Source organism: Luteimonas sp. AC640a (genome assembly GCF_979256585.1).
This window is the reverse complement of sequence record NZ_CEEDOV010000018.1, coordinates 254,318-276,708: the sequence shown is the minus strand read 5'-3', so window position 1 is coordinate 276,708 and position 22,391 is coordinate 254,318. Positions and strand designations below refer to the sequence as shown.

The window sequence follows — 22,391 nt, the reverse complement described above, 5'->3', positions numbered from 1 at the left end:
CTTCGACCGCATCTGAGAGACATTGCCGGCGTCCGCCGGCCCTTCATGCTCCCGAGGATTCCCCGATGCGGATGGACAAGCTCACCTCGCGTTTCCAGCAAGCGCTGAGCGACGCGCAGTCGCTGGCCGTGGGCCGCGACCACAATTTCATCGAACCGGTGCACCTGCTGCTGGCGCTGCTCGACCAACAGGGCGGCGGCACGCGGCCGCTGCTGGGCCAGGCCGGCGTCAACGTGCCGGTGCTGCGTGAGCGCCTGACCGAAGCGATGGACCGGTTGCCCAAGGTCACCGGCCAGGCCGGCCAGCTGTCGGTCGGCAACGATCTCTCGCGCCTGCTCAACGTGACCGACAAGCTGGCCCAGCAACGCGGCGATGCGTTCATCGCCTCCGAACTGTTCGTGCTTGCTGCGCTTGACGACAGCGGCGATGCCGGCAAGGCGCTCAAGGCGGCCGGCGCCGACAAGGCGCGACTCGAAACCGCGATCACCAAGGTGCGCGGCGGCGAGAGCGTCAAGGACGAGAACGCCGAGGACGCGCGCCAGGCGCTGGAGAAATACACCATCGATCTGACCGCGCGCGCCGAAAGCGGCAAGCTCGATCCGGTGGTCGGCCGCGACGAGGAAATCCGCCGCACGATCCAGGTGCTGCAACGGCGCACCAAGAACAATCCGGTGCTGATCGGCGAGCCGGGCGTGGGCAAGACCGCGATCGTCGAAGGCCTGGCCCAGCGCATCATCAACAACGAAGTGCCCGAAGGCCTGCGCGGCAAGCGCGTGCTGTCTCTGGACATGGGGGCGCTGATCGCCGGGGCGAAGTACCGCGGCGAATTCGAGGAGCGCCTGAAGGGCGTGCTCAACGATCTGTCGAAGAACGAAGGCCAGATCATTCTTTTCATCGACGAACTGCACACGATGGTCGGCGCCGGCAAGGCCGAAGGCTCGATGGACGCCGGCAACATGCTCAAGCCCGCGCTCGCGCGCGGCGAGCTGCACTGCATCGGCGCGACCACGCTCGACGAATACCGCAAGTACGTCGAGAAGGATGCCGCGCTGGAGCGTCGTTTCCAGAAGGTGTTCGTCGGCGAGCCGAGCGTGGAAGACACGATCGCGATCCTGCGCGGCCTCAAGGAACGCTACGCGGTGCATCACGGCGTGGAAATCACCGATCCGGCGATCGTCGCCGCGGCCACGCTGTCGAACCGCTACATCGCCGACCGCCAGTTGCCGGACAAGGCCATCGATCTGATGGACGAGGCGGCGTCGCGTATCCGCATGGAGATCGACTCCAAGCCCGAGGAACTCGACCGCAAGGAACGCCGGCTGATCCAGCTCAAGATCCAGCGCGAGGCGCTGAAGAAGGAGAAGGATGCGGAGTCGAAGCAGCGCCTGGCCGATCTCGAAGCCGAGATCGCCACGCTCGAGCGCGGCTACAACGATATGGAGGAAATCTGGAAGGCCGAGAAGGCCAGCGTGCAGGGCGCGACCAAGATCAAGGAGCAGATCGAAGCGGCCAAGCACGATCTCGAATCCGCGCAGCGCACCCAGGATTACGCGCGCATGAGCGAGATCCAGTACGGGCGCATCCCGGAACTCGAAAAGCAGTTGCAGGCCGCACAGGAAGCCGAGACCCAGGGCTTCACCCTGTTGCAGGACAAGGTGACCGCCGAGGAGATCGCCCAGGTCGTCGCGCGCTGGACCGGCATCCCGGTCAGCAAAATGCTCGAGGGCGAGCGCGAGAAGCTGCTGGCGATGGAGTCGCAGCTGCACACGCGCGTGATCGGCCAGGAAGAAGCGATCAAGGTCGTGTCCGATTCGGTGCGCCGTTCGCGCGCCGGACTCAGCGATCCTGATCGTCCGACCGGCTCGTTCCTGTTCCTCGGCCCGACCGGCGTCGGCAAGACCGAGCTGTGCAAGGCGCTGGCCGAATTTCTGTTCGACAGCCAGGACGCGATGGTGCGCATCGACATGAGCGAGTTCATGGAGAAGCACTCGGTCGCGCGCCTGATCGGTGCGCCCCCGGGTTACGTCGGCTACGAGGAAGGCGGCTATCTGACCGAAGCCGTGCGGCGTCGTCCGTACAGCGTGATCCTGCTCGACGAGGTGGAGAAAGCGCATCCGGATGTCTTCAATATCCTGCTGCAGGTGCTCGACGATGGCCGCCTGACCGATGGACAGGGCCGCACGGTGGACTTCCGCAATGTCGTGATCGTGATGACCTCGAATCTCGGCTCGCACCAGATCCAGGAAATGAGCGAGCGCGGCACCGATGCCGACAGCGCCGAGGGCTACACGCAGATGAAGGCGGCGGTGATGGGCGTCGTCCAGGCGCATTTCCGTCCGGAGTTCATCAACCGGCTCGACGACATCGTGGTGTTCCATCCGCTGCAGAAAGCGCAGATCCGCGAGATCGCGAAGATCCAGCTGCGTGGTCTGGACAAGCGTCTGGCCGAGCGCGGGCTGCGCATCGAAGTCTCGGACGCCGCGTTCGATCTGCTCGGCAATGTCGGCTTCGATCCGGTCTACGGCGCGCGTCCGCTCAAGCGCGCGATCCAGCAGCAGCTGGAGAACCCGCTGGCGCAACGGATCCTCGCCGGCACATTCGTCAGCGGCGACACGATCCGCGTCGATGCGGCCGGCAGCGAGCTGGGATTCGCGAAGGACTGACCCCGCGGCGCCAGGTCAGCAGGGTCGCCACAAACGGAGCGCCCCACGGGCGTCCTGTTAGGGCGCGGCCGTCGCGCTGCAGCGGTCGTCCGCGAGCCGGACGCCATCGGCGGCGCGTGCGCTTCCGATGACGTACATCGCCACCGAATTACCGACCGCGACCATGAAATCGGCTTCGCTGTGATCGTCGAACACGACCGTGATCCGCGCATGGAACTCTGCCGGTGCGCGGTGCGCGTTTTCGGCATTCCGCATCGCGAGGAGCGTTTCGGTACCGATGAGCGGGGTCATGGTCTCGATGTCGCCGACCGCCGACTCCAGCATGGCTTGGAGGTTCCGGTCTCCGACAAGCTCATGCGCGGTGCCTTTACGGACGCGCTCGTGATCGGTCTGAAGCGACGAGGCCTGCAGCGTGTAGGCGCGCGGCGTGCGTGTCTGCGTTCGCTGCGGTGGAGCGGTGGTCGCGGACGGGCGACGCGCAGTCGGCTGCAGGTCGGCAGCCGGTTCGCGGAGCGCACAGTCATGATCCACCGGCATCGCGGCCTGCACGGGCAGCGTCAGGCTGATCAAGGCCACAATGGCGGCGAAGGGGAGCGTGAGCTTCATCGGCTGTCCTTGTCGTCTGAAAATCCGGAAACAGCCTACAACGTCGCTGCGGTGTCGCTCCGGATCTGGCGCCTGTGCTGTGTTGGTGCTCCGCGGACAGGCCAACAGGTGTCGCAGGCGCGTGATCACGGCCCGATGCCGGTTCTGCCAGCATGGACCTCCACAGATTCCGGCGCCCACCCATGCGCATCCTGATCACCGGCGGCAGCGGCTTCATCGGCAGCGCGCTGACCGCCCGTCTGCAGCGCGATGGTGCGCATGTCACCTGGCTGTCGCGGCGCGCGTCCACGCCGTCGCCCGAAGGCGTCGAAGTGCGCGACTATGCCTCGTTGTGGGCCGACGATCGTTTCGATGCGGTGGTGAATCTCGCCGGCGCGGGCATCGCCGACGCGCGATGGAGCGCGTCGCGCAAGCAGACGCTGCGCGACAGCCGGCTGATTCCGACCGGCGTGCTGACCGACTGGATCCGCGCGGTGCACACGCCGCCGAAAGTCCTGCTGAGCGGTTCGGCGATCGGCTGGTACGGCGCGCAGGGCGATGCGCCACTGGACGAAGACAGCGCGCCGCACGACGAATTCCAGCATCGCCTGTGCGCCGACTGGGAAGACGCCGCGCGTGCGGCCGAGGACCGTGTGCCGGTGGTGCTGCTGCGCACCGGCGTCGTGCTGCATCCGGCCGGCGGCATGCTGCAGCGCCTGCGGATGCCGTTCCAGTTCGGACTCGGCGCGCGTCTGGGCGATGGTCGCCAGGTGCTGAGCTGGATCGCACGCGAGGACTGGATCGATGCGGCGGTGTCGCTGCTGCGCGCGCATCTCGATGGCGTAGCCGATGCGCCGACCGGCGCCTTCAACCTCACCGCGCCCGAGCCGGTCGCCAATACCCGTTTCACCCGCGCGCTGGCGGATGCCCTGCGGCGCCCGGCGTTACTGGCGATGCCGGCGAAGGCGCTCGAACTCGGCCTGGGCGAAATGGCGACGCTGCTCGTCGACGGCCAGTGCGTGATGCCCGCACGCCTGCAGCAGCGTGGCCACGCGTTCGCCTGGCCGACGCTGGAGCCGTATCTGGAATCCGCGCTGCGCTGATCCACATTGCGCCGAGGCCGCGCTGCGCAAGATCGGGTACGCGCACCGGTCGTCGGAACCGGATACTCGCGGTGACCCCAACGCGAGCGCCGCCATGAAAGCCGACACCCGGACCCGTCTCGCACCGCGCATCGCCGCCGTCGCCGGGCACCTGCAGGACATCGTCGCCGAGGGCGCGGCGTTGCCGCCGCTGGAGACGCTCGCGCGCCAGGCCAGCCTGTCGCCGTTCCACTTCCATCGCGTGTGGCGCGCGGCGACAGGCGAAACGTTGGGTCGCACCCTGACGCGACTGCGTCTGTCGCGCGCGCTGCAGTTGCTGGCCGCGGGCGAGACGGTCACGCAAGTCGCGCTCGCCGTCGGTTACGCCAGTCCGCAGGCATTGGCCCGCACGTTCCGGCAGACGCTCGACGTCACGCCTGCCGAGTTGCGCGGCCGGACGGCACAGGCGACTGCATTACTGGATCGGCTGCAACCGCCCTCGCCGCAGACGTTCGAGCCGCTGGCCGTCGAGCTGGTCGAGATCGCACCGTTCGACGTCGTGGCCCTGCGTGCGCGCGGCGCGTTCGACGAGCTCGATGATGCCTTCGGCCGTCTGTTCGGCTGGGCCGAAACGGCCGGTCTGGTGGACGGCATCGATGCACTGATCGGCGTGCCGCTCGGCGATCACCGCGACCTGCCACCGCACGTGCTGCAGTTCGATGCCGCGGTACGCCTGCCGATTCCGGCGAGAGTGCCGCGGCCGCTGCGCAGTCTGACGATCGGTGGTGGTCGCCACGCCCGCGTGCGCCATGTCGGTGCGTACTCGGGACTGGAAGACATGACCGATCGTCTGCTGGCGCAGTGGTGGCCTGCAAGCGGCGAACGCCTGCGCGATGCGCCGCTGCATTATCACTTCCTCGACGATCCCGAGCAGGTGGCAGAGGCCGATCTGCGCGCCGACATCCTGCTGCCGTTGGACGACTGAGGTGCGGCGCTCAGTCCGCAAGGACGCGCCTCGGATCGTCCCGCGTCTGCTGCAGACGCGCGCGCAGGTGCGCCATGCCGGCGGTCGCGGTCGCTGACCAGTGCGCAGTTGCACGCGACGACAGCGGCGTCGCCTGCGGATTGATGTCGAGCACCGGCGTGCCGGCGCGCAATGCGCGTTCGGGCAGGCCGGCAGCCGGCCACACGAGTGACGAGGTGCCGATGACGACCAGCAGATCGCAGGCGTCGACAGCCGCTTCGGCCGCGTCCCAAGCGTCTGCCGGCAATGATTCGCCGAACCACACGACATCGGGGCGGAACGCTGCGCCGCAGGCCGCGCAGGCGGGCGGCGTTTCGCGCGTCCCGCCGTCGGGTGGCGACGGCGCCGCGAGAATCGGATCAGACGTGATGCGCGCACCGCATCCGATGCAGCGCGAGGCAAGCAGCCGGCCATGCAGATGCAACACGTCGCGTGCGCCGCCGCGTTCGTGCAGATCGTCGACGTTCTGGGTGACCACCGTCAGCGCGTGGCCGTCGCCCGCAAGCGCAGCGACGTCGAGGTGCGCAGCATTCGGCGCGGCTGCAGCCACCATCGACGCGCGCCAGCGGTACCAGCCCCAGACGAGTGCGGGATAGGCGCGGAACGCGTCTTCGGTCGCCAGGCGCTCGGCATCGAAGTGCGCCCACAGGCCGGTGAGCGCATCACGGAACGTGGGGATGCCGCTCTCCGCCGAGATGCCCGCACCACTGAGCACGACCAGGCGCATCGTCAGCCCGGCTGCGGCGCCTCGACCGGGACCGAACCCGGACGCACCGGGCGGAACGGCGGCGTCGACATCACCATCTCGGCCAGCGAATACGCCAGCTCGCGTTCGGCCAGCACCGCACCGTCGGCGCCGTGCTGCAGCAGATGTTTGACCTCGCCGTCGCTGTGCGCGCGTGCGAGCACGGTGAGCGCGGGGTTGACGGCCTTCATGCGCTCGATCGCCTCGCCGGCTTCCAGTGCCTGCGGAATGGCGAAGATCGCCAGCGCCGCACGATCGGGCGCGGCGTCGAGCATCACCGGCTCGGACGCGATGTTGCCGCGTACGACGATGAAGCCGCGCTCGCGCCCGCGACGCACCAGTTCGTTGTCGTCCTCGACGATTACCAGCGGCACGCCGCGCTGCTTGAGCAGATCCGCCAGCTGACGGCCGACGCGGCCGTAGCCGACGAGGATCGCGTGACCGTGCAAATCTGCCGGGACCACAAGCTCGGGCGGCAGCGGCGCGGCATCTGCAGCCGAAGCGGCACGCGCGGCGAGTTCCTGTTTCGCCTGCCAGCGGTCGAGCCAGGCGAACAGCAGCGGATTGACCACGATCGACAGCAATGCACCGGCCAGCACAAGATCGCGCCCGGTTTCGGGCAATAGCTGCAGCGCGACGCCAAGACCGACGAGGATGAAAGAGAACTCACCGATCTGCGCGAGGCTGGTGGAAATCGTCAACGCCGTCGAACGCGGATGCTTGAACAGCCGCACGATGTAGTACGCGGCGATCGATTTGCCGACCACGATGATCAGGAACGTCGCCAGCACCTGCCACGGATGCTCGACGAGGATCATCGGGTTGAACAGCATGCCCACCGAGACGAAGAACAGCACCGCGAACGCGTCTCGAAGAGGGAGCGAATCGTTCGCGGCCTCATGGCTGAATTCCGATTCGTTGAGCACCATGCCGGCGAAGAACGCGCCGAGCGCGAACGACACACCGAACAGCGTGGATGCGCCGAACGCCACGCCCAGCGCGATCGCCAGCACCGACAGAGTGAACAGTTCGCGCTGGCCGGTGCCGGCGATGCGCTCGAGTACCCATGGGATCACCCGGCGGCCGACCAGCAGCATCACCGCGACGAAGGCGCTGACCTTGACCAGCGTCCACAGAATCATCAGCGTGATCGCGCCGGCGCCGGGCGGCGTCTCGCCACCGCGATCGGTGTAGATGTCGGCCAGCACCGGCAGCAGCACCAGTGCCAGCACCATCACCAGATCCTCGACGATCAGCCAGCCGACCGCGATCTTCCCGCGTCGCGTATCCAGCAGTCGCCGCTCTTCCATCGCGCGCAGCAGCACCACGGTACTGGCGACCGACAGCGCGAGGCCGAACACGAAGCCGCTGACCAGCGGCCAGTCCATCAGCCACGCCAGCACCCAGCCGAGCACGGTCGCGACCGTGATCTGCGCGATCGCGCCAGGGATCGCGATGGACTTCACGTCCATCAGGTCCTTCAGCGAAAAGTGCAGGCCGACGCCGAACATCAGCAGCATCACGCCGATCTCGGCGAGCTGGTTGGCGAGGTCCTGGTCGGCGACGAAGCCGGGGGTGAACGGTCCGACGATGATGCCCGCGACGAGATAGCCCACGAGCGGCGAGAGCCGCAGCTTGTTGGCGAGCGCGCCGAACACGAAGGCCGTCACCAGGCCGACGGCGACAATGTTGATCAGGTCGGTGTTGTGCGGCATCGGGGGCATGTCGCCATAACTGGCCTTGCAGTGTCGCCGACGCCTTGCGACAGGGGCAAGCAGCAATCTGCACGTTCTTCGTCGAATTACGGTGTTGACGATGCGAAAGGCCGGGAACGGGCGGGAATGTGCCGGTCAAACGGACGAGATCGATGTTGCATCGAACGCCTGTGTTCGGCCTCGGACATGCGCGAGTGCTGTCAGGACACCCTTCGGCATCCGATGGAAATCAGTGGAAGCAAGGATCCGAAGCAGCCGAACCTGACGACCCGACAACGGCCCGGCGGGCGCTGGGTCTCCGAAGTCATGCCGTTCGATCCGAGCTCGCCGAGCGTTCGGGAGAAATCCAGAACCCCGAAACGACGATGCCCCGGCAAGCCGGGGCATCGAAGCGTAATCAGCAGACGCCGATTACCAGGTGTAGGCGACCTTCGCGTAGGCGAACGCGCCGCCGAACCCGAACGGGGAAAGGTTGCTGTAGGGGAACTGCCCGTTGGTCGAGTTGCCGAAGATGTTCTCGTCCGGATACTCGTTGAGCACGTTGTCCGCGCCCAGCGTCAGGGCCCAGTTGTCGCCCGGCCTGAACGTCGCCGACAGGTCGAGCAGCCACTTGGCACCGTACTTCTGGTCGAGCGCGGCGTTGTTCGGTGTCGTGCGCACGCTGCCGTAGCGCGTGGTCGATACCGCGAACGCCCAGTCGTCCACGTTCCACGTGCCCGAGAGCAACAACTTGTTGCGCGGGAAGCCATCCTCGATGCGGCCGATCTCGACGCGGTCGATGCGCTCGAGGTTGAGGCCGTTCTGCGCCAGCTCATCCGGGTTCGCCGCGATGCGGGTGATCTCGGTCTTGGTGTGGTTGTAGCCGGCGGTCAGGTCGAAGCTGCTGGCGGCGAGATCCCAGCGGTAGCTGCCAACGACGTCGATGCCGCGCGTGCGCGTGTCGATGGCGTTGGTGAAGTAGCGGCCGCCGGTGATGCCGAAGATGCCCTGCGATTCGAGCAGGCGACGCACCGCGTCACCGGTGAGGTTGGAGGACAGCGCGATGCGGTCGTCGACATCGATCTGGTAGGCGTCGACGGTGACGTAGAGATTGTCGACCGGCTGCAACACCAGACCCAGGCTGTAGGACAGCGACTCCTCGGGCTTCAGCGCCTCGGCGCCGAAGGCCTGCGCGACCGCGCTGCTGGCCGGGAACGTGCGGATCTCGAACGGCGTGTTGATGCCGGCCAGGAAAGTCGTGCTGACGGTCTGGAAATACTGCTGCGCCAGCGACGGTGCGCGGAAGCCGCTCGCCACCGTGCCGCGCAACGCGACCGCATCGTTGAACGCATAGCGCGCCGAGAGCTTGCCCGAGACCTGGCTGCCGAAATCGTCGTAGTCCTCGTAGCGTGCCGCGGCGCCGGCCGAGAACTTCTCGGTCAAGTCCGCTTCCAGACCCGCGTACACCGCGTGGCTGTCGCGGTCGAAGGCACCGGCGACTTCGGGCGCGAAACCGCCGAAGCCCTGCGCGCCTGCGCCCGCACCGGGTGCACCGAGGCCGGCGTTCGCGTACGAACCGTATTCGCCCGGCGACTGGTTCCACTTCTCGTTGCGGCCTTCCACGCCGAACGACAGCGTCGCCGGATAGGCCAGGCCGATTTCCAGCGGACGGCTGATGTCGAGGTTGACGATGTTCTGCGTGGTCTCGAGCGCGCCGTCGTAGAACGAGGTCGGCGAGGTCGCGCCCAGGCTCGCGTTGAGCGTGTTGCGCGTATAGAACTCGAGGTGGTTGTAGCCGTAGTTGTAGCTCAGGTCCCAGTTCCACTCGCCCGCGTGGCCCTTGACGCCGGCGACCAGCGACCGGTCCTTGGAGATGTTGTTGATCTCCGGCAGAAAGCCGTCGGGATAGACGCTGCGGATGTTCTGCGCGGTATTGTTTGGGGCGCGGAAGAACGCGAACGAGGTGACATCGCGATTGCTCGCAGTACCGAAGCCGTAGACGCTGATGCTGTCGGTCAGGGCGATGTCGGTGTTGAAACCGACCGCGCCGAAATCGACTTCCGGCTCGCCGATCACGAAGGCCTTCTGGCCGAGCGCGGGCTGGGTGACGCCCGGCGTGCCCGCGAACGGACGCGCGCGGTTGGTCTCTTCCTGCTGGCCGACCTGCGCCGACAGGTGCAGAAAGCCGCGCTCACCGAGCGCCAGGCCGGTGTCGCCGGCGATCTGGGTCTGCTTGCCGTCGCCAGCCGAATACTGGCCCGCGCTCACCGACAGGCTGCCGCCTTCGGACGAGCCCTTGAGCACCACGTTGACGACGCCGGCGATCGCATCGGAGCCGTACTGCGCTGACGCGCCGTCGCGCAGCACTTCGACGCGGTCGATCGCCGAGATCGGAATGGTATTGAGGTCGACCGGCGACGAGCCGCGGCCGATCGTGCCGTTGAGATTGAGCAGCGACGAGGTGTGGCGACGCTTGCCGTTGACCAGCACCAGCACCTGGTCGGGCGCGAGGCCGCGCAACTGCGCCGGGCGGATCGCCGAGGTGCCGTCGGTCAGCGCCGGGCGCGGAAAGTTCAGCGAGGGCAGGGCGCGTGCGAGTGCGGTCGCCAGTTCCGTGGTGCCGGAGGCGGTCAGCGTCTCGGCCGTGATGATGTCGATCGGCGACTGCGATTCGGCGACGGTGCGGTCGCTGACGCGGGTGCCGGTGACGATCAGGGTGTCGAGCGTGGAGGTGCGCGCCTGCGTGTCGGCGGGGGCCTGCTGGGCAAATGCGGCGGTCGGGAACACCAGCGCCGCGGCGACGGCGAGGGTCAAACGGTGGGGGCGAAGCATCGGGGGAAGCCTGTTGTTGGAAATTCGTAAAGGCGATTGGAGCGCATTGTCCTGAAACCGTCAATGATCATAAAAATGCGATCCAATCGTTCCTTTTGTGGAACGACAGTATCGGCCGCAAACGACGACGCCCCGGCAGACCGGGGCGTCGAGAAATCGCGGTGTGACGCGGGGATTTACCAGCGGTAGGCGGCGTTCGCGTAGACGAAGGCGCCATTGAAACCGAAGGGCGAACTGCCGCTCCATGGCAGTTGGCCGCCGGTGGAGTTCGCGAACAGCACTTCGTCCGGATACGCGTTGAGCACGTTGTCGCCGCCGACGGTGAACGTCCACTTGTCGAGCGCGTAGGAGAACGCGAGGTCCAGCGTCCAGGCCGCGTCGAAGGTCTGGTCGAGCGCGGCGGTGCTGCCGAGCACGCTGAAGTCACCGTAGCGCGTCGCATTGGCCGTCGCTTCGAACCCGCCCACGGTCCAGGTGCCGCCGAGCAGGATCTTGTCGCGCGGCGCGCCGACCTCGAAGCGACCGCGTTCGACCCGGTCGAAGCGCACCGCGGTCGGATCGATCGCGGTCAGCGTGGCCGGGTTCTCGGCCACCCGGTCGATGGTGGTCTTGTTGTAGTTGTAGCCCAGCGTCAGATCGAGCTGGCTGTTCGCCAGCGCCCAGCCGTAGGTGCCGACCAGGTCCACGCCGCGGGTCGTGGTGTCGATGGCGTTGGTGAAGTAGCGGCCGCCGCCGACGCCCGCGAAGCCGTTGGCCTGCAGGTAATTGCGCACCGGCGCCGAGGTGAGATTGGCCGACAGCGAGATGCGGTCCTCGACCTCGATCTGGTAGGCGTCGATGGTGACGTAGAGGTTCTCGACGGGCTGCAGCACCAGACCCAGGCTGTAGTTGGTCGACTCTTCCGCGCGCAGCGGTTCGGCGCCCAGCGCGATCGCGGCTGGGTTGGTCACGCGGAAGGTCACGATGTCGAACGGCAGCGTGCCCTGCGGGGTGGCGATGAAGTTCGTCGCCGTCGACTGGAAATACTGCTGCTGCAGTGACGGCGCGCGGAAGCCGGTCGAGGCCGTCGCGCGAAGGGCAACGGCGTCGGTGAATTCGAAGCGGCTGGAGATCTTGAGGTTGCTGGTGTCGCCGAAATCGCTGAAGTCCTCGAAGCGGCCCGCCACGCCCAGCGACAGCTTGTCGGTGAGGTCGGCTTCGAGCCCCGTATAGAACGACAGCGCATTGCGGTCGAAGTCGCCGCCGTCGCCGGGACGGAAGCCGGCGAACACCTGCGCGCCCGGCAGCGGCGTGGTCTGGCCCGGCGCGACGACACCGCCGTTCGCATACGACAGCGGTTCGCCCGGCGACTGGATGAAACCGTCGCCGCGCCATTCGGCGCCATAGGACCAGGTCACCGGATAGTCGAGGCCCCATTCGAGCTGCTTGCTCAGGTCGAGATTCAGCACGTGCTGGCGGACTTCCAGCGCACCGGCGTAGAACTGCGTCGGCGACGTCGGGCCCAGGCTCCGGTTGAGCGTGTTGAGGATGTCGAACGTCATCTCGCTGTCGCCGTAGGTGTAGCTGAAGTCGATCGCGGTGCCGCCCGCGGTCTCGGCCTTGAAGCCGGCGGTGAAGTGGTGGTCGGTGGTGACATTGTTGATCTGCGGCAGGAAACCGTCGGGATAGATCGACGGAATGTTGCGCGGGTCGCCGGCGGGGCGGAAAAAGCCGTTGGAAAGCGAATCGCGCTTGGTGTAGATGCCGGTGCCGTAGAACTGCAGATATTCGGTCACCGGCAGTTCGGCGTTGAACGTCACCGAGCGGTGGTCGACTTCGGGATCGCCCTGGCGCTGCACCACCTGACCGAGTGGCGCGGTGGTCGGGCCGGGCGTGCCGATGAACGGCCTCGCGCGATTGGTCTGGTCCTGGTGCGCGCCCTGCGCGGACAGGTGCACGAAGCCGTCGTTGCCGATGCCGAAGCCGGCATCCGCCAGCACCTGGTACTGCTCACCGTCGCCGGCGCTGTACTGGCCGTAGCGCGCGGACACGCCACCGCTGCCGGGTCTTCCCTTGAGCACGATGTTGATCACACCGGCGATCGCGTCCGAGCCGTACTGCGCCGACGCGCCATCGCGCAGCACTTCGACGCGTTCGATCGCCGAGATCGGAATGGTGTTGAGGTCGACCGGCGACGAACTGCGGCCCTGTGAACCGTTGACGTTGACCAGCGCGCCGGAGTGATAGCGCTTGCCGTTGACCAGCACGAGCACGTGATCCGGCGACAGACCGCGGATCTGCGCGGGACGTACGGCGTCGGTGCCGTCGTTGATCGCTGGCCGCGGAAAGTTCAGCGACGGCAGTGCGCGCGACAGCGCGGTGGCCAGTTCCGGCGTGCCGGTGGAGGTCAGTGTTTCGGGCGTGAGGATATCGATCGGCGATTGCGATTCGGCCACCGTGCGGTCGGAGACCCGGGTACCGGTGACGATCAGCGTATCGAGCGTGCGCGGGTTCTGCGCGGCGGGTGCGTCCTGGGCGAGGACGGGGCCTGCGGCCAGCGATGCGAGCAGGGCGAGATGCAGCGGGCGTCGGGTCATGCGGCGGTCCTTGTGGGGGTAGGAAAGCGATGCGTGCGAAACGACTGCCCTTCGGCTTTAACACGCACGTAACAAACCGGTCAAAGGTTTCATCGGCATCGAAACGGCCGTGTCCGAGCCACTTCCGCGTTCTGGCAAACCGCGCGCTGCACTCCCCGGAAAGCCGCCCGACAGGCGGCGTCCGGTAGAATCGTCGCCATGATCTCTTTCAAGAATTTCGCCCTGCGGCGTGGCGAACGGCTGCTGCTGTCCGAGATGGACCTGACCATGCACGCCGGCTGGCGCGTCGGCGTGGTCGGCCGCAACGGCACCGGCAAGTCTTCCCTGTTCGCAGCCGTGCGCGGCGAGGTCGAGGCTGACAAGGGCGATCTCGATCTGCCCAACCGCCTGCGCCTCGCCAGCATCGCCCAGGAAATGCCCTCGCTGCCGGATCCGGCCATCGACTTTGTGCTCGGCGGCGACGCCGCGGTGGCCGCCGTGCTCAAGGCCGAGGCCGATGCGCTGGCCGCCGAAGACTGGGAAGCAGTCGCCGATGTGCACATGCGCATGGCCGAAGTCGGCGCGTACGACGCCGGCGCGCGCGCGGGCAAGCTGCTGCACGGTCTGGGCTTTCCGGCCGAGACCCACCAGCGTGCCGTCGCGACGTTCTCCGGCGGCTGGCGCGTGCGTCTGAATCTCGCCCGCGCGCTGATGACGCCGAGCGACATGCTGCTGCTCGACGAGCCGACCAACCATCTCGATCTCGACGCCGTGCTGTGGCTGGAGCAGTGGCTGCTCAAGTATCCGGGCACGCTGCTGCTGATCTCGCATGACCGCGAGTTCCTCGACAACGTCTGCACCCACACGCTGCACCTGCATGGCGGCAAGGCCAAGCTGTACTCCGGCGATTACACCTCGTTCGAGCGCCAGCGCTCCGAGCAGCTGCGCCTGCAGCAGATCACGCACGAGAAGTCGCAGGCCGAGAAGGCGCATCTGCAGAAGTTCATCGACCGCTTCAAGGCCAGCGCGGCCAAGGCCAAGCAGGCGCAGTCGCGGGTCAAGCGTCTGGCCAAGATGGCCGACACCGAAGCCGTGCGCGCCGAGCGCGAGGTGCAGATCGATTTCCCGGCGCCGGTGAAGCTGCCGCACGCGTTGCTGCGCATCAATCACGGCACCTGTGGCTATCCGACCGCGGACGGGCGGGTCGTCATTCTCGACAACGTCGGCTTCGGTCTCGAAGCCGGCGACCGCATCGGCCTGCTCGGCCCGAACGGCGCCGGCAAGTCGACGCTGGTCAAGACGCTGGTCGGTGAGCTGCAGTTGCTGGCCGGCGAGCGTTACGCGCACCCGGACCTGCGCATCGGCTACTTCGCCCAGCACACGGTGGAATCGCTGGTCGCCGGCACGTCGCCGATCGACCACCTGCGCGAGATCTCGCCGACCGCGTCGATCCAGTCGTTCCGCGACTTCCTCGGCAAGTGGAGCTTCCCGGGCGATCGCGCGTTCGAGAGCATCGACGGCTTCTCCGGCGGCGAACGCGCGCGCCTGGCGCTGGCGCTGATCGCCTGGCTGCAGCCGAACGTGCTGCTGCTCGACGAACCGACCAACCATCTCGATCTCGAAATGCGCGAGGCCTTGGCCGAAGCGCTCAGCGACTTCGCCGGCGCGATCGTGCTGGTCTCGCATGACCGCCATCTCATCGGCCTGGTCAGCGACACCTTCTGGCGCGTGTCCGACGGCGTGGTGATTCCGTTCGACGGTGATCTCGACGAGTACGCGGCATGGCTGCGCGCGCGTGGCAATGCCGGCGAACTGCGCACGCCACCGCCGACCAAAGCCGACGCGCCCGCAGTTGTCGCCGCGCCGGCCGCGTCGCGTCCGAAGGCCAATCCGCACAAGCTGCAGAAGGCGGAAGGGCGCGTCGCCGAACTCGAGCAGGCGCTGTCGGACATCGACGGCGCGCTTGCCGATCCGGGCACGTATGCCGATCCCGACAAGGCCACGACGCTCGGCCAGCGCCAGGCTGCGCTGCGCGCCGAGCTCGAACAGGCCGAAGGCGATCTGCTGGCGCTGTACGAAGCTGCGTAATCGCGATCCCCGGGTTCGCCCGGGTTGCCGCCCTTGCGGGTGCCGGTTAGGGTGATGCGATGAACCCGAATCCGCTCCGACTCGCACTGCTCGCCACCGTGATTTCGCTCGCCGCCTGCGGTGGCAAGGAATCCGCCGAACCCGCGCCGCCTGCCGCGGCCAACCCCACCGCCGATGCCGCTGCTGCTGCCGCGGCGGTCGATGCCGCCACCCAGCGCGTGCCTGCCGATGAATTCCTCGCCGCGATCGCCCGCCACTGCGGCGAAGCCTTCGCGGGCCGCATCATCACCAACGAGCCGGCGCCTGCGCCGGGCGCCGAGCCCGATCCGTTCGAGGGCAAGGAACTGGTCATGCACGTGCGCGATTGCAGCAACCGCAAGGAAGAGCTGCGCATCCCGTTCCATGTCGGCGACGATCACTCGCGCACCTGGATCCTGACCCGCACCGAGCATGGCCTGCGCCTCAAGCACGACCACCGCATGCCCGACGGCAGCGAGGACCCGGTCACCATGTACGGCGGCGAATCGCAGAACGCCGGCACCGCGCAGCGCCAGGAATTTCCGGTCGACGCCGAGTCCATCGCGCTGTTCGAGAAGGAAGGCCTCAACGCCTCGGTCACCAATACCTGGGCGATGGACATCGAGCCCGGCAAGCGCTTCGTCTACGAGCTGGCCCGTCCGGGCGGTCGCAAGTTCCAGGTCGAGTTCGACCTGACCAAGACCGTCGCCGCCCCACCTGCGCCCTGGGGCTACTGACCCGGCACAGGCGCCGCGGATGCGGCGCCTGCTGCGATCCCGCACAATCGCGCCCCGGCCGGCTTGAACCGGTCCGGGGCGTCCTCATGTCCGTCCCCCTGAATTCCTCGCAGCGCTCCCATGCCGATCTATGCCTTCCAGTGCGCCGAATGCGGCCACAGTTTCGACCGTCTGCAGAAGATGTCCGATCCTGATCCCGAGACCTGCCCCGACTGCGGCGCGTCCGCGGTCAAGCGGCAGCTCACCGCGCCGTCGTTCCGCCTCGCCGGCAGCGGCTGGTACGAGACCGACTTCAAGAAGGACGGCGACAAGAAGCGCAATCTGGTCGAGAGCGGCGATGGCGGTGCCAAGTCGGGCGCTGACAAACCGGCTGACGACGCACCTGCGGCCAAGAGCGAACCCAAGCCCGCGGCCAGCGAATCGAAGCCGGCCGCCAAGCCTGCCGCGAAGCCCGCCTCGGCGGACTGACGGCCCCTGCCGCCGCGCGCGCCGCGGCGACGCCTTAAACTAGCGGGCTTCCATCCAGCTCGGCCGTCGCCATGGCGGTCTGTGCGCCCGCGCTTTCGTGTCCGGAGTTCCCATGCGTACCCATTTCTGCGGCCTGATCGATGAATCGCTGATCGGCCAGACCGTCATCCTGTGCGGATGGGCCGATGTCGCCCGCGACCTCGGCGGCGTCTGCTTCATCGACCTGCGTGACCACGAAGGCATCGTGCAGGTGGTTGCGGAGTCGTCGGACGCGGACGGCAATGCGGCCGTCGTCGCGACCGCCGAGAAGGTGGGCTACGAGGACTGCCTGCGCATCACCGGCACGGTGCGCGCGCGGCATTCGGTCAATGCGAAGATCCGCACCGGCCAGGTCGAGATCGTCGCCACGCAGATCGAAGTGTTGAACAAGGCCGAGCCGCTGCCGTTCCACCACCACGAGAATCCGGGCGAAGAAACGCGCCTGAAGTACCGCTATCTCGACCTGCGTCATCCGCAAATGCAGCGCAGGATGCGTACGCGCACCAAGCTGGTCAGCGCGCTGCGCCACTGGCTGGACGACAAGGGTTTCCAGGACATCGAGACGCCGATCCTGACCAAGGCGACGCCGGAAGGTGCGCGCGACTTCCTGGTGCCGGCGCGCATGCATCCCGGCGAGTTCTACGCATTGCCGCAGTCGCCGCAGCTGTTCAAGCAGATCCTGATGATGGCGGGCTTCGACCGCTACTACCAGATCGCGCGCTGCTTCCGCGACGAAGCGCTGCGCGCCGACCGCCAGCTGGAGTTCACCCAGCTCGACATGGAGTTCGCGTGGGTGTCGGAGCGCGACGTGCAGGATCTCGTCGAGGCGATGATCCGCGACGTGTTCCGCGATGTCGCCAACGTTGAACTCGCTGCCGAATTCCCGCGCATGACCTACGCAGAGGCGATGCGTCGCTACGGCTCGGACAAGCCGGACCTGCGCATCGCGCTGGAACTGGTCGACGTCGCCGATCTGGTCAAGGACAGCCAGTTCGCGGTGTTCACCGGCCCGGCCAACGAAGCCGGCGGCCGCGTCTGCGCGCTGCGCATTCCGGGTGGCGCGAGTCTGAGTCGAAAGCAGATCGACGAATACGCTGCGCATGCTGCGAAGTACGGCGCGAAGGGTCTGGCCTACGTCAAGATTTCGGAGACGGGCGAGGTCAGCTCGCCGATCCAGAAGTTCTTCGACGAGGCCGCGTTCGCGGGTCTGGTGTCGCACGTCGGCGCCGGCAATGGCGACCTCGTGTTCTTCGGCGCCGGCAAGTATTCGACCGTCAGCGATTTCATGGGCGCGGTGCGCCTGAAGGCCGGCAAGGATTTCAATCTGGTTGCCGACGGCTGGGCGCCGCTGTGGGTCACCGACTTCCCGATGTTCGAATGGGACGACGAGGCGCAGCGCTACGTCGCGCTGCATCACCCCTTCACCGCGCCGTCGGTCGACGACGAGGCCGACCTGCGCGCGAACGCCGCGACGGCCGTGTCGCGCGGTTACGACATGGTGCTCAACGGCAACGAGATCGGCGGCGGTTCGATCCGTATCCACCGCTCCTCGATGCAGTCGGCGGTGTTCGAACTGCTGGGCATCGGCGCCGAAGAAGCGCAGGCGAAGTTCGGCTTCCTGCTCGACGCGCTGAAGTACGGCGCGCCGCCGCATGGCGGCATCGCATTCGGCATCGACCGCATCGCCGCGCTGATGGCCGGCACCGAGTCGATCCGCGACGTCATCGCGTTCCCGAAGACCACCGGCGCGCAGTGCCTGATGACCGACGCGCCGTCGCCGATCGCGGACGCGCAGCTGGCCGAAGTGCATATCCAGGTCCGGCCGAAGGCGGTGGTGTCGTGAGCGCGCTGGAATGGAAAGCGCTGTCGAGCGATGACGCCTCTGGACTGGTCACCGAGCGCGCCCGCGTGCTCGGCGGCTGGCTCGTGCGGACCTATGCGCCGGAACTGTTCGCACGTTCGGGTGCCGTCGGTCTGACCTTTGTGCCCGATACGCATGCCGCGTGGGACATCGAGCAGGTCTGACGTAGATGCCGACGACCCTGCGCCGCGCCACTGTCGACGATGCGGCCACGCTGTCGGCGCTGGCCGCGCGCACGTTCACCGAGACCTTCGGCCATCTGTATCCGCCAGGGGATCTCGCGGCGTTCCTCGCCGACGCGTACGCGGTGGAGAAGCAGCGCACGATCCTTGCGCATCCCGATTACGCGGTCTGGCTGCTGGAGCACGAGGGTGAGGCGATCGGCCACGCCGCGGCCGGTCCGTGTGGCCTGCCGCACGCAGATGTCGCCAAGGGCGACGGCGAACTCAAGCGGCTCTATCTCGTGCAGGGTCACCAGGGTGGCGGCAACGGCACGCGGATGATGGACGCCGCGATGGAGTGGCTGCTGCGCGACGGTCCGCGCACGCTGTGGGTCGGCGTGTGGTCGGAGAACCTAGGCGCCCAGCGCTTCTACGCGCGTTACGGCTTCGAGCAGGTCGGGGACTACATCTTCCCGGTCGGCTCGATCAACGATCTGGAATTCATCCTGCGCCGTCCGGCGCAGGGCTGAGCGGGACGCGCCGGGCGCGTCCCACCCACCTGCGACTTACTCGGCGATCGACAACGTCACGTCGATGTTGCCGCGGGTCGCGTTCGAGTACGGGCACACGATGTGCGCGGCGTCGACCAGGGTCTGCAGCTGCTCGCGATCCACGCCCGGCGCCGAAATGCTGAGATCGGCCTGGATGCCGAAGCCGGTCGGAATCTTGCCGATGCCGACCTTGCCGGTGACCGTGGTGTCGGCCGGCAGCGCGACCTTGTGCTGGCCGGCGACGAACTTGAGCGCGCCGAGGAAGCAGGCCGAATAGCCGGCTGCGAACAGCTGCTCGGGATTCGTGCCGGGGCCGCCGGCGCCGCCGAGTTCGCGCGGGGTCGACAGGGTGACGTCGAGGACGTTGTCGGACGAGGTGGCGCGGCCTTCGCGGCCGCCGGTTGCACTGGCGGTGGCGGTGTAGAGCACGGTGTCGATGGACATCGGAAATCTCCTGTCGGACCGGTCACGGAATGCGCCGGCGAGGTAGCCATCGTGCACGGTCTCGGGCGACGATTGGTGATACAAAGTCCAGGAAACTTGCCCTGGAGTCCTGTCATGGTCGATCGTCTCGCTGTACTGCTCGATCGTTTTCCGATTGCCGCGCGTGTCGATCCGCTCGGCGACGGTGTGCCGGAGGCTGCGCTTTGGCTGCTGCGCGACGGCGGGATCGCGATGCCCGGTCATGGTGCGTGGACAGGGCCGGGGCTGCTGGTGCTGCCGCGCGTGGAGGCGCGCGATGCGGTCGTTCCCGAAGCCGGCGCGGCCTGGATGCGGGTGCGCCTGCTGTTCGAAGGCGGCGCCGACAGTCCGCTGGCCACGGCCTTGCCGCGCGCGCTGTGGGTCTCGCCCGAAGCGCTGCCGGGCTCGCAGGGCCTGCTGACGTTGCTGTTCGAGGAAGCCTTCGACGGGCGCTGCGGGCGCACCGCGTTGATCGAACGCCTGGTCGAGGCGTTGCTGGTGCAGGTGCTGCGCCAGCAGATGGAGGCCGGCGCGCTGCGAGGCGGACTGTTGGCCGGCATGGCCCATCCGCGGCTGCGACGCGCGCTGGTGGCCATGCATGAAGCGCCGGCGCAGCCGTGGTCGCTGGAATCACTGGCCGAGGCTGCTGGGATGTCGCGCAGCGCGTTCGCTGACGCCTTTCGCGAGGCGATCGGCCAGACGCCTGGCCAGTATCTGCAGGCCTGGCGGATCGGTCTCGCGCAACGCGCGCTGCGCCGCGGGCGGCCGTTGAAACTGATCGCGGACGAGGTCGGTTACGGCAGCGAGGCGGCGTTGTCGCGTGCGTTCAAGGCGCACAGCGGCGTGTCGCCGCGGGCCTGGCGGCAGGGCCGCGTAGCAAGCGGGGCTGTCGCATGAGTGACGGGCCGACGCGTGTGCTGCTGCTGCACGGCATCTGGATGATTGGCCTGACGATGCGCCGATTCGCGCGTGGTCTGGCTGAGGCGGGCTTCGAACCGGAGATCATCGGTTACCCGAGCATCGCGGGTGGCCCGGATGCGGCGGCCCAACGCCTCGCCGACGCATTCGCGCAAGGCCCGGCGCACGTGGTCGGCCACAGTCTCGGTGGCCTGTCGGCGCTGCGGGCGGCGGGCGCGGCGCCGGATCTGCCGGTCGGCCGCATCGTCTGCCTGGGCTCGCCGGTCTGCGGCAGCGGCGCGGCGCACGCGCTGTCGCGGGTGCCGATGTCGCATCTGTATTTCGGCCGCAGCGCCGACCTCCTGCATGCCGGCTGCGTCGAATGGCCGGCCGGCCTCGAGGTGGGCATGGTGGCCGGCTGCGTGCCGCGCGGGTTGGGCGCACTGCTGGCGCGGTTCGACGGCCCGCACGACGGCACGGTCTCGGTCGAGGAAACCCGCGCGCCGGCGCTGGTCGACCACATCGTGGTGCAGGCCAGCCACAGCGGCCTGCTGCTGTCGGCCGACGCGGTGCGTCAGACCGTCGGATTCCTCCGCCACGGCCGCTTCGAACACGCGCGGCCCGGGCATGCGGGGTAAAATCGCCGGCTTCCAACGCCAACAGACCTGACGACCCATGGGACGAGGACCTTCGATCGAGGCCCGCAAGAACGCGACCGACGCCAAGCGCGGCAAGATCTTCACCAAGATCATTCGCGAAATCGGCGTGGCGGCGCGTGCCGGCGGCGGTGATCCGTCGAACAACCCACGCCTGCGCACGGCGATCGACAAGGGCATGGCCCAGAACATGACCAAGGATGTGGTCGAGCGCGCGATCAAGAAAGCGACCGGTGAGCTCGAAGGCGTCGAGTACGAAGAGATCCGCTACGAGGGCTACGCCCCGGGCGGCGTCGCCGTGATCGTCGACACGCTGACCGACAACCGCGTGCGCACCGTGGCCGAAGTCCGCCACGCGTTCGGCAAGTGCGGCGGCAACATGGGCACCGAAGGTTCGGTCGCTTTCATGTTCAAGCGTCTGGGCGTGCTGAGTTTCGAGGGGCTGGACGAAGACACGGTAACCGAGGCCGCGATCGAGGCTGGCGCAGACGATGTCGTGGTGTATCCGGAAGATGGCGCGATCGACGTGGTCACGAGCGCGGACGCGTTTGAATCCGTGCGCGATGCGATGGCCGCTGCCGGCATCGTGGCCGGCCACGCCGAAGTGACCTTCCGCGCCGACAACGACATCGCCGTCGACGGCGAGACGGCCGAGCAGGTGCGCAAGATGCTCGATCTGCTCGAAGATCTGGACGATGTGCAGGCGGTCTACTCGAACGCGCAGTTCGAGGGCTGAAGACCTCCGTGACCCGCATCCTCGGCATCGACCCCGGTTCGCAGCGCACAGGGGTCGGCATCATCGACGTCGATGCGGCCGGCAAGGTCACGCACGTATTCCATGCGCCGCTGGTGCTGGTGACCGCAGGTGAGTTTCCCGCGCGCCTGCGTCGCCTGCTCGACGGGCTGACCGCGCTGATCATCGAGCACCGGCCCGACGAGGTCGCGATCGAAAAGGTGTTCATGGCGCGCAATCCGGATTCGGCGCTCAAGCTCGGTCAGGCGCGTGGCGCTGCGATCGGCGCGGTGGTCCTGCGCGATCTGCCGGTCAGCGAATACGCGGCCACCGAGGTCAAGCTGGCGGTGGTGGGGCGCGGCAGCGCCGAGAAAGCGCAGATCCAGCACATGGTCGGCTTGATGCTCGGCCTGAGCGGCAAGCTGCAGGCCGACGCCGCCGATGCATTGGCGGTCGCGATCACGCACGCACATGTCAGCGCGACTGCGAAACGGCTCGGCGTCGATGTGAAGCAGGCCTGGGGGCGCAAGGGATGAGGTT

The 22,391-nt window shown here is 67.7% G+C and carries 19 protein-coding genes; 13 read left to right on the top strand and 6 right to left on the bottom strand.

Going from position 1 to position 22,391, the window contains the following annotated elements:
• Positions 1-65: 65 nt before the first annotated feature.
• Positions 66-2,663, top strand: coding sequence for an ATP-dependent chaperone ClpB (clpB, locus tag ACZ9YD_RS14745; protein WP_465076022.1), 2,598 nt, complete (start codon positions 66-68; stop codon positions 2,661-2,663).
• A 57-nt stretch (positions 2,664-2,720) separates the two neighbouring features.
• On the opposite strand, the gene ACZ9YD_RS14740 is transcribed toward clpB, so the two are convergent.
• Positions 2,721-3,398 carry a hypothetical protein gene (locus ACZ9YD_RS14740; protein WP_465076021.1) on the bottom strand — a complete coding sequence of 226 codons (678 nt, stop codon included), beginning with the start codon at positions 3,396-3,398 and terminating at the stop codon, positions 2,721-2,723.
• A 53-nt stretch (positions 3,399-3,451) separates the two neighbouring features.
• Between ACZ9YD_RS14740 and ACZ9YD_RS14735 the strand changes: the two genes are divergently transcribed.
• The gene (locus ACZ9YD_RS14735) at positions 3,452-4,351 is read left to right on the top strand and encodes a TIGR01777 family oxidoreductase (RefSeq protein WP_465076020.1); all 900 of its coding nucleotides are present in this window, start codon (positions 3,452-3,454) and stop codon (positions 4,349-4,351) included.
• 94 nt (positions 4,352-4,445) lie between these two features.
• Entirely contained in the window at positions 4,446-5,315 is an 870-nt protein-coding gene (locus tag ACZ9YD_RS14730; protein ID WP_465076018.1) for an AraC family transcriptional regulator, read from the top strand.
• 10 nt (positions 5,316-5,325) lie between these two features.
• Here ACZ9YD_RS14730 and ACZ9YD_RS14725 read toward each other — a convergent pair whose 3' ends face one another.
• The 4 genes from ACZ9YD_RS14725 to ACZ9YD_RS14710 all read right to left on the bottom strand — a co-directional run bounded on the left by ACZ9YD_RS14725 (position 5,326) and on the right by ACZ9YD_RS14710 (position 13,201).
• The gene (locus tag ACZ9YD_RS14725) at positions 5,326-6,081 is read right to left on the bottom strand and encodes an NAD-dependent protein deacylase (protein WP_465076016.1); all 756 of its coding nucleotides are present in this window, start codon (positions 6,079-6,081) and stop codon (positions 5,326-5,328) included.
• Positions 6,082-6,083: 2 nt separating this feature from the next.
• Positions 6,084-7,814 carry a YbaL family putative K(+) efflux transporter gene (ybaL, locus tag ACZ9YD_RS14720; protein WP_465076014.1) on the bottom strand — a complete coding sequence of 577 codons (1,731 nt, stop codon included), beginning with the start codon at positions 7,812-7,814 and terminating at the stop codon, positions 6,084-6,086.
• A gap of 411 nt (positions 7,815-8,225) precedes the next feature.
• On the bottom strand, positions 8,226-10,625 hold the full coding sequence (locus ACZ9YD_RS14715) for a TonB-dependent receptor plug domain-containing protein (protein ID WP_465076012.1): 2,400 nt from the start codon (positions 10,623-10,625) through the stop codon (positions 8,226-8,228).
• Between the two features lie 176 nt (positions 10,626-10,801).
• Positions 10,802-13,201, bottom strand: coding sequence for a TonB-dependent receptor plug domain-containing protein (locus ACZ9YD_RS14710; RefSeq protein WP_465076010.1), 2,400 nt, complete (start codon positions 13,199-13,201; stop codon positions 10,802-10,804).
• A gap of 198 nt (positions 13,202-13,399) precedes the next feature.
• On the opposite strand from ACZ9YD_RS14710, the gene ACZ9YD_RS14705 reads away from it, so the two are divergent.
• The 6 genes from ACZ9YD_RS14705 (at position 13,400) to ACZ9YD_RS14680 (ending at position 19,082) form a co-directional block, all read left to right on the top strand.
• Positions 13,400-15,268, top strand: a complete 1,869-nt coding sequence (locus tag ACZ9YD_RS14705; protein ID WP_465076008.1) for an ABC-F family ATP-binding cassette domain-containing protein — start codon at positions 13,400-13,402, stop codon at positions 15,266-15,268.
• Between the two features lie 59 nt (positions 15,269-15,327).
• Positions 15,328-16,023: a hypothetical protein gene (locus ACZ9YD_RS14700; RefSeq protein ID WP_465076007.1), complete on the top strand. Its 696-nt coding sequence runs from the start codon at positions 15,328-15,330 to the stop codon at positions 16,021-16,023.
• A 120-nt stretch (positions 16,024-16,143) separates the two neighbouring features.
• On the top strand, positions 16,144-16,491 hold the full coding sequence (locus ACZ9YD_RS14695) for an FmdB family zinc ribbon protein (RefSeq protein WP_465076006.1): 348 nt from the start codon (positions 16,144-16,146) through the stop codon (positions 16,489-16,491).
• 112 nt (positions 16,492-16,603) lie between these two features.
• Positions 16,604-18,373: an aspartate--tRNA ligase gene (aspS, locus tag ACZ9YD_RS14690; RefSeq protein WP_465076005.1), complete on the top strand. Its 1,770-nt coding sequence runs from the start codon at positions 16,604-16,606 to the stop codon at positions 18,371-18,373.
• Positions 18,370-18,555 (top strand): hypothetical protein, encoded by a 186-nt coding sequence (locus ACZ9YD_RS14685; RefSeq protein WP_465076004.1) that lies wholly within the window; start codon positions 18,370-18,372, stop codon positions 18,553-18,555. The genes aspS and ACZ9YD_RS14685 overlap by 4 nt, the downstream gene beginning before the upstream one ends.
• Positions 18,556-18,560: 5 nt before the next feature.
• Complete coding sequence (locus tag ACZ9YD_RS14680) at positions 18,561-19,082, top strand: N-acetyltransferase family protein (RefSeq protein ID WP_465076003.1); 522 nt, start codon at positions 18,561-18,563, stop codon at positions 19,080-19,082.
• A 36-nt stretch (positions 19,083-19,118) separates the two neighbouring features.
• Here the strand turns inward: ACZ9YD_RS14680 and ACZ9YD_RS14675 are convergent, their stop codons facing one another.
• On the bottom strand, positions 19,119-19,547 hold the full coding sequence (locus ACZ9YD_RS14675) for an organic hydroperoxide resistance protein (RefSeq protein WP_465076002.1): 429 nt from the start codon (positions 19,545-19,547) through the stop codon (positions 19,119-19,121).
• Positions 19,548-19,661: 114 nt separating this feature from the next.
• Here ACZ9YD_RS14675 and ACZ9YD_RS14670 point away from each other — a divergent pair, with 114 nt between their 5' ends.
• From ACZ9YD_RS14670 to ruvC, 4 genes are read left to right on the top strand one after another with little or no spacing between them, the layout of a single operon-like run.
• A complete protein-coding gene (locus tag ACZ9YD_RS14670) occupies positions 19,662-20,462 on the top strand; it encodes a helix-turn-helix domain-containing protein (RefSeq protein WP_465076001.1) in 801 nt (266 codons plus the stop codon).
• Positions 20,459-21,100: an esterase/lipase family protein gene (locus ACZ9YD_RS14665; RefSeq protein ID WP_465076000.1), complete on the top strand. Its 642-nt coding sequence runs from the start codon at positions 20,459-20,461 to the stop codon at positions 21,098-21,100. The genes ACZ9YD_RS14670 and ACZ9YD_RS14665 overlap by 4 nt, the downstream gene beginning before the upstream one ends.
• 37 nt (positions 21,101-21,137) lie before the next feature.
• On the top strand, positions 21,138-21,854 hold the full coding sequence (locus ACZ9YD_RS14660; protein WP_465075999.1) for a YebC/PmpR family DNA-binding transcriptional regulator: 717 nt from the start codon (positions 21,138-21,140) through the stop codon (positions 21,852-21,854).
• A gap of 8 nt (positions 21,855-21,862) precedes the next feature.
• Positions 21,863-22,387 carry a crossover junction endodeoxyribonuclease RuvC gene (ruvC, locus tag ACZ9YD_RS14655; RefSeq protein ID WP_465075998.1) on the top strand — a complete coding sequence of 175 codons (525 nt, stop codon included), beginning with the start codon at positions 21,863-21,865 and terminating at the stop codon, positions 22,385-22,387.
• The last annotated feature ends 4 nt before the right edge of the window (positions 22,388-22,391 follow it).